Source organism: Candidatus Collinsella stercoripullorum, from assembly GCF_027669965.1.
GTDB classification, from domain to species: domain Bacteria; phylum Actinomycetota; class Coriobacteriia; order Coriobacteriales; family Coriobacteriaceae; genus Collinsella; species Collinsella stercoripullorum.
This window is the reverse complement of record NZ_JAQECM010000069.1, coordinates 1-9,912: the sequence shown is the minus strand read 5'-3', so window position 1 is coordinate 9,912 and position 9,912 is coordinate 1. Positions and strand designations below refer to the sequence as shown.

Here is a 9,912-nt window from a genome sequence, read left to right as displayed (position 1 = left end):
GGGCCGCGGCGGGCGCGGGGGCCGGTGCGGGCGCGGCCACGGCGTCGGCGGGCGTCGGCGTCGGGGCGCCGATCTCCTCCATCTCCACCATGTACTGGGTGCCGTCGATAGAGATCTTGAATTTACGCAGCATGGTCTTCCTCCGTTACCTTCTTATAGATGTTCTTGACGACGAACTGACTGGTTTCCATCGAACCGGCGGCGATGGCCGACGCGATGCACGAGACGAGCCGGTGCTCGGGGTTGACCGCGCTCACGCGGCGCACCACCATCTGGCTCTCGGGACGGTCGCCGGCGGCGATGGCCGTCGCGGCCACCACGACGGTGCGGTGCTCGGCGGCATCGACCGGGACGAACGGCGCGACCGGCTCCCACTCGTCCCGAGGCTGCACCGGCGCCGCGACCTCGGCGGCGTCCGCCGCGGACGGGGCCGCCGCGGGCCTCGCCTCGTCGGAATCGGCGTTGCGGTGACGCAGCCAATCAAAGAAGCCCATTCACTCACTTCCCCTCGGTTATCCCGGCAATCGGACGCGATTGCCACGTATCCGTGCCTACGATTCATGGCCTCTACTTTATATTCGTACATATTGGACTGATTGCACTTTCGTTGTTCGCTGGCGAGCACGCGTGTCTTTCTGCTGTCTCACCCCTCTTACGCTTGCGTTTTCCTGTTCAGATTCTAGTAATCGAGGGCTTTTGCGGCCAAAAGCCGCCGATATCGCACGAACCCACCTCCGGTGAACGGTAGGAATCGAGGTGGTAAACGGTCCCCCGATAATCCAACCCCCTTTCCAGAACTGCGGTCCACTTCCGCTACCTGCGACTTTATGAATCCCTAGGACACCGGTTGTATTTCTCGTGTTCCAAACGTGTGCCCTTTGCGTATTTTTCGTAAGCAAGGCGCTATCGTTTCGCCCGAGCATCGGCCGCCTGCGATCGCTGCACTGTCGCAAGCCGCCGCGTACTGTCGGTTTCTATTGGAAAAGGGAAAGGGAAGGGAAGATTATGGTTATCACCATACTCGGATGGCTCATGATCGCGGTCTTCATGTTCGTGGTCATGACCAAGAAGCTGTCCCCGCTCGTCGCCCTCTGCTCGATTCCGCTCGTCTTCGCGCTCATCATGCTGATCGCGACGGGCAACATCTCGCAGTGGACGCTACTGGGCGACTGGGTCATGAACGGCCTGGGCACCACCGCGAACACGGGCATCCTGCTTCTGTTCGCCATCCTGTACTTCTCGATCATGCTCGATGCCGGTCTGTTCGACCCCATCACCAAGAAGATGATCGAGTTCGCGAAGGGCGACCCGATGAAGGTCCTCATCGCAACCTCGGTCGTCGCGGCCGCCATCTCCATGAACGGCGACGGCACCACCACCACGCTGGTGTGCTGCGCGGCGTTCCTGCCCATCTACGAGAAGCTGGGCATGAAGAAGATGAACCTGGCCGTCCTGGTCATCCTTCAGAACACGGTCATGAACCTGCTGCCCTGGGGCGGCCCCACGGCCCGCGCCATGGCGGTCACCAACGTCGGCGGCGACATCCTGAGCTACCTCATGCCGGGCATGATCATCTCCGTCATCTTCAACATCGTGGTCGTCGCCCGCTACATGGGCAAGAAGGAGCGCGAGCGCCTCGGTGTGCACGAGTTCACCCAGGCCGAGATCGATGAGCTCACCGCTATCGACGATCCCGACACCCTCGCCATCCGCCGTCCTCAGAACTGGGCCTTCAACGCCATCATGACCGTCGTGCTCATCGCATGGCTCGTCGCCGGCTCGTTCATCGAGGCCATCTCCCTGCCCAACCAGATGCTCTTCATCGTGGGTACCATCCTCGCCCTGCTCGTGAACTACCCGAACCTCAAGGACCAGTCCGCCCGTATCGGTGACAACGGCGGCGACGCCGTCCAGGTCGTCATCCTGATCTTCGGCGCCGGCATCTTCATGGGCCTGTTCCAGGGCGATTCCGAGCTCGGTCTGTCCATGTCCGACGCGGTCGCGCAGTCGCTGATCACCATCATCCCGCAGCAGCTCGCGGGCTTCTGGGGCCTCATCGTCTGCCTCATCTCCGCGCCCGGCACGTTCTTCATCTCGAACGACGGCTTCTACTTCGGCGTCATGCCCGCCATCGCCGAGGCCGGCTACGCCTACGGCTTCACCGGTCTGCAGATGGCCCTCGCCTCCCTCATGGGCCAGGCGTTCCACCTGCTGTCCCCGCTGACCGCCTTCATCTACCTGCTCCTGCGCCTCACCGGCCAGGACCTGGGCGAGTGGCAGCGCGCCGCGGGCAAGTGGGCCGCGTGCATCTTCGTGATCTTCGTCGTCACGATCATGGCCACCGGCGCCATCCCGCTGTACATCCCGCAGGCCTAAGGGCTCTGCCGGTTTGACATCGGCTCCCTCTTTCCGAACCGCGGTCGCCTCCCCGGCGGCCGCGGTTTTCTGTGAACCGAGCGGCACAGGACGCCCGTTCGTTTCCTAAATGGAATCTCTCGCGACACCTAATCTGCCGTTCAGTACGGGAAGGGCGCGTGCCGTCCATTAGAATGACACATATGCAGCGCGCGACCGGAGCACCTAGGAGGTATTGGGTGGACACTGATTCTTTGATGCTCACGCTCTGTGAGTTCCTCGACCTCTCCAAGAACGCCCCGCTCAAAGACGTGCTGCTCGCCGCGTTCCGCCAAGCGATCGCGCTCGGACGCGTCCCGGCGGGGACCGCCATCAACGAGAAGCAGCTCGCAGCGGCGCTCCACATCAGCAGGACCCCCATCCGCGCCGCCCTGGACCAGCTCGCCGACGAGCGCCTCGTCGAGCGCAAGCCCGGCAGCGGCGTGATCGTCCGCGGCATCACCCGCCGCGATGCCGACGAGGTGTTCGAGATCCGCAGCGTGCTCGAGGTCCTCGCCACCACCAAGGCCGCCCGCAACATGAGCGAGGAGGAGTTCGAGGAGCTCCGCGCCCTGCTCGAGCACGGGCAGCGCTGCAACGCCCAGGGCGACGTCGACGGCGTCATCCAGAACATGAACGACTTCAACCGCTTCATCTTCACCAAGGCGGACAGCCCCCGCCTCATGAGCATCATCGCGCCCCTGCAGGCGTACTCGAGCTACTTCCGCGACGTCTCCATCCGTCCGGAGATCCGCCGCAACCAGGCGCTCGAGGAGCACTGGGGGATCTACCTCGCGATGCGCTTCGGCCCGGAGAGCAAGATCGAGCCGGTCGTGCGCGCGCACCTGCGTAACTCGCACGGCTTCGTGAGCAGCGAGATGACCGACCGTGGCATCCGCTGACGGCGAGGTCGCCGCAGGGCACCTCGCGCGCCTCGCCGCCGCATCGCTCGTCGCCGAGGCGCGCCTCACCCCCAAGCCGGGCCTGGTCGACCGGCGCACCAACGGCGCGCACACCGATATGGACCTTTCGACTTTCCTCGCCAGCGCCGCCGCACTCGAGCCCTTCCTCTCCGCATACGCCGCAGCCGGGTTCCGCCTGGGCGCGGACGGCGCCGATGCCGCCGGGCTCGCGGACGAGATGCGCCGCATCGGCATCGATGCCGAGCGCGCCATGTTCGCGGCGACGGGCGGCGTCAACACGCACAAGGGGGCGAACTTCACCTTCGCCCTCATCCTCGGGGCCGCGGGCTCCCTGCTGTCCGAGGGGCGCGGCCTGCCCCTCTCCCCCGCCGACAGCGACGAGATCCTGGACCTCGTATCCCGCATGGGAGCCTGCCTGCTCGACCACGACGTGCGCGAGCTGCTCGCCCGCTCCGGGGGCCCCGGGAGCGGCGGAGGGCTCACCCACGGCGAGCGGATCTTCCTCGAGAGCGGCATCAAGGGCATCCGCGGCGAGGCGGCGCTCGGCTACCCCCGCCTGCGCGAGCTGCTCCTGCCCTACCTGCGCGGCCGCCGGTCGGAGCTGGCGTGCGCGCCCGATGCGGGCGACGTCCTGCTGCGCGCCCTCGTCAAGCTCATGGCCGTGCTCGAGGACACCAACGTGGTGCACCGCGGCGGCATGGGGGCGCTCGCCGATCACCGCGCCTTCTGCCGCGCCCTCGACGAGCGGAACCTTCCCGAGGACGCCCTCGTCGACGAGCTCATCGCCTACGACGGGGTGCTCATCGCGCGCAACGTGAGCCCCGGGGGCGCCGCGGACCTGCTCTCGCTCGGCATCTTCTTCGGCCTCCTCGAGGGAATCCTCAGCCTCGACGCGCTCGACTACCGCCGCGCCTGGACCTTCGAGGGCGCCCCGCCGGCCCGTTAGGCGCACCCGGGCGCGAGCCCGCCCCGAGGTCGCGTCCCGCATCGGCGGCACCCCCGCATGCGAAACAGCGAGGAGCCCGGCAGCCGGAGTGAAGCTGCCGGGCTCCTCGCCCTCGTATCCACCCGGCGGCGCCGAACGCGTGCAGGCCTGCGGCGCCGCCGGGATCGGGATGGCTGTTACTTATCGAGGGAGTAAGGCTTGATCTGGCGGATGACGTCCAGGATCGTGCCGTCGCGGGCCTCGACGATGGCCACGACCCGGTCCTCCCACTCGAGCGGATCGGGCTCGCCCACGATGGCGTAGGCCCGCTCCTGCAGGCTCTCGATGCTGACGTGCGGGATGCCCGCGGCGTCGAGGCAGTCGATGATGTCCTGGCGGGCGGGGTTCACCGCGGTGCCGTAATCGGTCACGAGCACGTCGACGCACTCGCCCGGGGTGGTGACGGTGGTGACGTCCTTGCAGACCGTCGCCATGCGCCCGCGCACGAGCGGCGTCACGATGATGCAGCACTTGGAGCTCGCCGCCGTGTCGGGATGGCCTCCCGGCGCGCCGCGCACCACGCCGTCGGAGCCCGTGATGACGTTGACGTTGAACTTCGTGTCGATCTCGAGCGCGGAGAGCACCATGTAGTCGAGGTAGTTCACGTACGCGCCCTTGGAGCCGGGGTTCGCGTACTCGCTCTGGCTCATCTCCACGTGGTTGGGGTTCTCCTCCAGGTGCTTGATGGCCGTGAGGTCGAAGTCCTGCGTATCCAGGATCTTGCCCACGAGGCCCTTGTCCATGAGGTTGCAGATGGCTCCCGTGACCCCGCCCAGGGCGAAGCCCATCTTGATGCCCTTCTCGCGCATATGGCTCTCGAGGAAGCGGTTCACGGCGAGCGACGGGCCGCCGGCGCCCGTCTGGAACGAGAAGCCGTCGGTGAAGTAGGGAAGCGCGGCGATGATGTCGGCCGCGCGCTCGGCCATCATGAGCTCGCGCGGGTCCTGGGTGAAACGCGCCTCCTTGGAGGCGATGCGCCGGGGATCGCCGATCTGGTCGACCACGACCACGTAGTCGACGTCCTCGCACTTGATGGATGCCGGCACGTTGGGGAAATCGACCAGGCAGTCCGTGATGACGACGACCTTGTCGGCGTACTGGGAGTCGGGGATGGCGAAGCCCAGGGAACCGCAGTTGCTCTTGCCGCCGGTGCCGCTGGCGTTGCCCGCCTTGTCCGAGGTGGCCGCGGCGAGGAAGGCCACGTCCACATGGACCTCGCCGGCCATCATGGCGCGGGGGCGCCCGCCGTGGGAGCGGATGATCGCGGGCTCCTTCAGCTTGCCGTGCGAGATGGCCTCGCCGATCCGCCCGCGCACGCCCGAGGACTCGATGTGCGTGATGATGCCCTGCTCGATGTAATCGGCGAGCAGGTCGTGGGCATCGCCCAGGGAGGTGGCCGCCACGCGCAGGTCGCGCACGCCGAGCTCCTCGACGAGCACCTTCACGACCTGGCTGGCCGTGTAGTCGCCGTTGCGGAACTCGCTGTGGAACGAGATGGTCATGCCGTCGTGCACGCCGCACTTCTCGCACGCCTCGCGGATCGTGCCGACGAGCTTGTCGGCCGTCGGCTTCTCGCGCACCACGCAGGCGGGCGAATCGCGTTTGATGACCTGGCCGTCCTTGGCGAAGCGGCCCTGGTAGACCTCGCGGCCGTCGGTGAGCAGGTAATCGGGGATGTCGCGCCCCACCGCATTGATCATGAGCGTATCTCCTCTCTACAGGTCGCCGTGGTAGACGCCGCACTTCTTGGCGAGCTCGATGATGCGCTCCGCCTCCTTGTAGAACGGCGGGTCGACCATCTTGCCGTCCACCACGTACACGCCGATGCCGGCCTCGGACTGCGCACGGCAGCTGCGCGCGATCTTCTCCGCATGGGCGATCTGCTTGGGCGTGGGCGCGAAGCGCTCGTGGATGTAGGCGATCTGCTTGGGGTTGATGACCGACTTGCCATCGAATCCCATGCGCGCGACCAGGTCGACCTCGCGGCGGAAGCCCTCCTCGTCGTCCAGGTTGGGATACATGGTGTCCAGGCACTGGACGCCGGCGGCGCGGGCCGCGAGCAGCATCTGACCGCGGGCTGCCTGCATCTCCACGCCGTCCGGCTCGATCTGCACGTGCATGCTCTGGCGAAAGTCGCCGCCCGAGATGGCGCAGCCGAGCATGCGGTCGCTCGCGGTGCAGATCTCGTAGGCGTTCATGATGCCCAGCGGGCTCTCGAGGGCCGCCATGAGCAGGGTACGCCCCACCTCGACGCCGAACTCGCGCTCGGCCGCCTCGACGGCCGCCTCGACCTGGCGGACCATGTCGGCGCTCTCGCACTTCGCGATGCGGATGCCGTCGGCGCCGCCGGCGACGCACACGCGGACGTCCTCGCGCCAGTACTCGGTGTCCAGGCCGTTGATGCGGACGATGACCTCGGTGTCACCGTAGTCAACCTCGGTCAGCGCGTGGTACAGGCTGAACCGCGCGGCGTCCTTCTGGTTGACGGCGACCGCGTCCTCCAGATCGAGGATGATCGAATCGCAGCCGTAGATGTAGGCGTCCTTGATGAGACCGGGACGCTGCGCGTTCATGAACATCATGGTGCGGCGCAGGCGGTCCTTGCTCGGACGCGGACGGGTGATCTTCGTCATGAGCGGACGGCACCTCCCCAGGGGATATCGGATGCGGACGCGTCGCAGCTGCGGAACACCGCCGCCTCGACGCGCGCCTTGATGGTGCAGTCGAGCGCACCCTTGTCGACCACGGACACGTGCCCGGTCGTGACGCCGAGGCGCCCGAGGGTCTCCTCGACGGTCGCCTTGATCTGGCGCCCGTACTGGTTGAGCACGCTGCTCTCGATGGCGAGCGCGAGGTCCGCGGCGGGTTCCACCGTGACCTGGGCGTCGCTGGACTCGAGCGTGCCCGCTACGGCCGTCTTCTCGATTACCATTCGCTCTCCTCTCGGTTCGGTTGCGGTCCCGGATGGAGCCGGACCGGGGCCTCCCGCCGCATCGGCGGCGGGCCGTCGCGGGGATGCGCCCGATGCCCCCCGCCCCGGTCGCCCGTCCGGGCACCTGGTCTGCACCCCATCGTAGGGCCGAAGCAAGATGTACTGACCATCATGTTTTTCGTGGTAATCGATTCCATTTAGTCATACTTTGAATTTGGGTGCCCTCCCCCTCCGGTTTGAGCCGTCTGCCGGCATGCAGCCTCCGCCCACCTGTTCTTTCTCTGTTCCTCCTGCTGTTATTCCATTTTGGACGGCGATATCATGCCGTTATGCCATAGCTGCTCCACATCGTTCCGATACTATGTGCTATGAACTCAAGGAATGAATAGCGCATTTTGCATGAAGAACATTAATTGAACACCGCGAACGTCCCCCGATGGTTCTGGAGGCCCCGTTGGACGAGAAGGACTTCTCCCTGCTGCACATGCTCAAGGAGTGCGGCAACATCACGCACGCCGCCGACCGGCTCTACCTCACGCAGTCGGCGCTGTCCAAGCGCATCAAGGCGATCGAGCGCGAGCTCGGCTGCGAGATCGTCATCCGCACGCGCAAGGGCGTCCGCTTCACCCCAGAAGGTGAGCTCGCGCTCGAGCGCACGGCCCAGGCCCGCCGCGAGCTCGAGCTGCTGCGCCGCGAGCTCGGCGCGAGCCAGGGCGAGATCTGCGGCTCGCTGAGCGCGGGGTTCTCCATCAACTACTCCATCGTGCACCTTCCCGAGCTCATCGCCGAGTACCATAGGCGCTACCCCCGCGTCCAGCTCGACATCGTGACCGGGCAGAGCCGCACGCTGCACGCCAGCCTCCAGACCGGCCAGCTCGACGTCGCCGTCCTGCGCGGCGAGCTGCCGTGGGACGGCATGCAGTACCTGCTCGCCCAGGAGCGCATCTGCGCCGTCTGCACCGCCGAGCTCGCCGACAGGCCGCTGTCCGAGCTCACCTACATCAACCACACCACCGATATCGCGCACACCGCGCTGATGACGCGCTGGCTCCACGAGAACAACCTCGGCAACGACGCCAACCGCATCAACGTCACCGACCTCATGACCTGCCAGGAGCTGGTCCGCCGCGGCATCGGCTGGGCGCTTCTGCCCGAGATCGTCCTCGGCGGCTTCGACGGCTGCATCCGCCCGTGCACCTTCGCCAACGGCGAGCCGTTCATCCGGCGCATGTACGTCGACTGCCAGAAGGAGTCCGAGAGCCTCCCGCAGGTGCGGGCGCTCATCGAGCTCATCAAGGAGCAATACCGCGCGGACGGGGATTTCCCCGCGGCGCCCCTGCCATAAGACACCCGCCCGGGCCACCGACCGGCATCCATCGAAGGGAGCACGCATGCCCGCCGAATACCTCGTCTCCAAGGTCTGGCCGCAGGACCGCGCCACGCTCGCCAAAGTCGACGCGCTGCTCGCGCAGGAGGGCATCGAGCGCGACGCCAACCTCGACTACACCTGCGCCATCGTCGATGACGACCTCAACGTGATCGGCACCGGCAGCTGTTTCGGCAACACGCTGCGCTGTCTCGCCGTGAGCTCGGAGCATCAGGGCGAGGGCCTCATGAACAAGCTCATCACCCACCTGATCGAGGTCGAGTACGAGCGCGGCAACCTCAAGCTGTTCGTCTACACCAAGACGACGGCGGCGAAGTTCTTCCGCGACCTCGGCTTCCATGAGATCGCCCGCGTCGACGGCACCCTGTCGTTCCTCGAGAACCGTCCCGACGGGTTCCCCGGGTACCTGCGGCGGCTCTCCTCGTCGCGCAGGCCGGGGACCGCGGGGGCCGTCGTCATGAACGCCAATCCCTTCACGCTCGGGCACCGCCATCTCGTCGAGGTCGCGGCGTCGGCGTGCGACACCCTCCACCTGTTCGTGGTCAGCGAGGACGCGAGCCTCGTGCCCTTCGACGTGCGCATGCGCCTCGTCCGCGAGGGGGTGGCCGACCTCGGGAACGTCGTGGTGCACGAATCGGGCCCCTACATCATCTCCTCCGCCACCTTCCCGAGCTATTTCCTGAAGGACGACGTCGCGGTGAACGAGGGGCACGCGCGGCTGGACATCGCCGTGTTCTGCCGTATCGCCGCCGAGCTCGGCATCACGCGGCGCTTCGTGGGCGAGGAGCCCGCGAGCCAGGTGACCGGCGTCTACAACCGCGTGATGTGCGAGGAGCTGCCGCATGCGGGGATCGAGTGCGTCGTGGTGCCGCGCCTGGAGGTCGACGGCAGCGTCGTGAGCGCCTCGACCGTTCGCTGCGCCCTGCAGACCGGCGACCTGGATACCGTGAGGCGCCTCGTGCCGGAGTCGACCTACCGGTTCTTCGCAAGCGACGAGGCGGAGCCGGTCCTCGCGCGCATCCGCGCAGCGTGCGACGTGTGCCACTACTGACCGCGTCGCCGAGGCCGCGACCGAGGCTGCGGCTGTGGGATCGATCGCGCTTGCGGCCGTGGCTGTGACCTCGGAATCGGTGCCGGGATCGGCCGCGGCTGCGGCCGTGGTCGCGGCAGTGGCCGTAGCCGCGATGGCCTTGAACCCCGTCGAAGGAGCCTGAATCCCGCTGTCCGGTTTGGCAGGATTGCGGTATGGTGTGTATCTTTTTGAGGCTTCGGTAGTTTGTGTGACAAGGGG

Annotated in this window: 9 protein-coding genes; 5 read left to right on the top strand and 4 right to left on the bottom strand. The window is 66.8% G+C overall.

Annotated features, from left to right (window positions below):
- Positions 1-122: 122 nt before the first annotated feature.
- Positions 123-494 (bottom strand): hypothetical protein, encoded by a 372-nt coding sequence (locus PHA29_RS09925; protein ID WP_270404529.1) that lies wholly within the window; start codon positions 492-494, stop codon positions 123-125.
- Between the two features lie 511 nt (positions 495-1,005).
- Between PHA29_RS09925 and PHA29_RS09920 the strand changes: the two genes are divergently transcribed.
- The 3 genes from PHA29_RS09920 (at position 1,006) to PHA29_RS09910 (ending at position 4,263) form a co-directional block, all read left to right on the top strand.
- Positions 1,006-2,376 carry a CitMHS family transporter gene (locus tag PHA29_RS09920; protein ID WP_270404526.1) on the top strand — a complete coding sequence of 457 codons (1,371 nt, stop codon included), beginning with the start codon at positions 1,006-1,008 and terminating at the stop codon, positions 2,374-2,376.
- Between the two features lie 218 nt (positions 2,377-2,594).
- A complete protein-coding gene (locus PHA29_RS09915; RefSeq protein ID WP_270404524.1) occupies positions 2,595-3,296 on the top strand; it encodes a GntR family transcriptional regulator in 702 nt (233 codons plus the stop codon).
- The gene (locus PHA29_RS09910; protein ID WP_270849453.1) at positions 3,283-4,263 is read left to right on the top strand and encodes a triphosphoribosyl-dephospho-CoA synthase; all 981 of its coding nucleotides are present in this window, start codon (positions 3,283-3,285) and stop codon (positions 4,261-4,263) included. The genes PHA29_RS09915 and PHA29_RS09910 overlap by 14 nt, the downstream gene beginning before the upstream one ends.
- A gap of 176 nt (positions 4,264-4,439) precedes the next feature.
- Here the strand turns inward: PHA29_RS09910 and citF are convergent, their stop codons facing one another.
- The 3 genes from citF to citD are packed head-to-tail and all read right to left on the bottom strand — an operon-like array spanning position 4,440 to position 7,234.
- On the bottom strand, positions 4,440-6,002 hold the full coding sequence (citF, locus tag PHA29_RS09905) for a citrate lyase subunit alpha (protein ID WP_270574341.1): 1,563 nt from the start codon (positions 6,000-6,002) through the stop codon (positions 4,440-4,442).
- A gap of 15 nt (positions 6,003-6,017) precedes the next feature.
- Positions 6,018-6,935: an aldolase/citrate lyase family protein gene (locus PHA29_RS09900; RefSeq protein WP_270404520.1), complete on the bottom strand. Its 918-nt coding sequence runs from the start codon at positions 6,933-6,935 to the stop codon at positions 6,018-6,020.
- Positions 6,932-7,234, bottom strand: a complete 303-nt coding sequence (citD, locus tag PHA29_RS09895; RefSeq protein WP_270574335.1) for a citrate lyase acyl carrier protein — start codon at positions 7,232-7,234, stop codon at positions 6,932-6,934. Before citD ends, PHA29_RS09900 begins: the two co-directional genes overlap by 4 nt.
- A gap of 454 nt (positions 7,235-7,688) precedes the next feature.
- On the opposite strand from citD, the gene PHA29_RS09890 reads away from it, so the two are divergent.
- Both PHA29_RS09890 and citC read left to right on the top strand, forming a co-directional pair.
- Positions 7,689-8,579 (top strand): LysR family transcriptional regulator, encoded by an 891-nt coding sequence (locus PHA29_RS09890; RefSeq protein WP_270849451.1) that lies wholly within the window; start codon positions 7,689-7,691, stop codon positions 8,577-8,579.
- 46 nt (positions 8,580-8,625) lie between these two features.
- The gene (gene citC / locus PHA29_RS09885) at positions 8,626-9,672 is read left to right on the top strand and encodes a [citrate (pro-3S)-lyase] ligase (protein WP_270849450.1); all 1,047 of its coding nucleotides are present in this window, start codon (positions 8,626-8,628) and stop codon (positions 9,670-9,672) included.
- Positions 9,673-9,912 lie beyond the last annotated feature (240 nt).

What these genes read in the sequence shown, in the direction of transcription:
- PHA29_RS09925 (WP_270404529.1), bottom strand. Translation starts at nt 494, where the DNA reads ATGGGCTTCTTTGATTGGCTGCGTCACCGCAACGCCGATTCCGACGAG.
- PHA29_RS09920 (WP_270404526.1), top strand. Translation starts at nt 1,006, where the DNA reads ATGGTTATCACCATACTCGGATGGCTCATGATCGCGGTCTTCATGTTC.
- citF (WP_270574341.1), bottom strand. Translation starts at nt 6,002, where the DNA reads ATGATCAATGCGGTGGGGCGCGACATCCCCGATTACCTGCTCACCGAC.
- PHA29_RS09900 (WP_270404520.1), bottom strand. Translation starts at nt 6,935, where the DNA reads ATGACGAAGATCACCCGTCCGCGTCCGAGCAAGGACCGCCTGCGCCGC.
- citD (WP_270574335.1), bottom strand. Translation starts at nt 7,234, where the DNA reads ATGGTAATCGAGAAGACGGCCGTAGCGGGCACGCTCGAGTCCAGCGAC.
- citC (WP_270849450.1), top strand. Translation starts at nt 8,626, where the DNA reads ATGCCCGCCGAATACCTCGTCTCCAAGGTCTGGCCGCAGGACCGCGCC.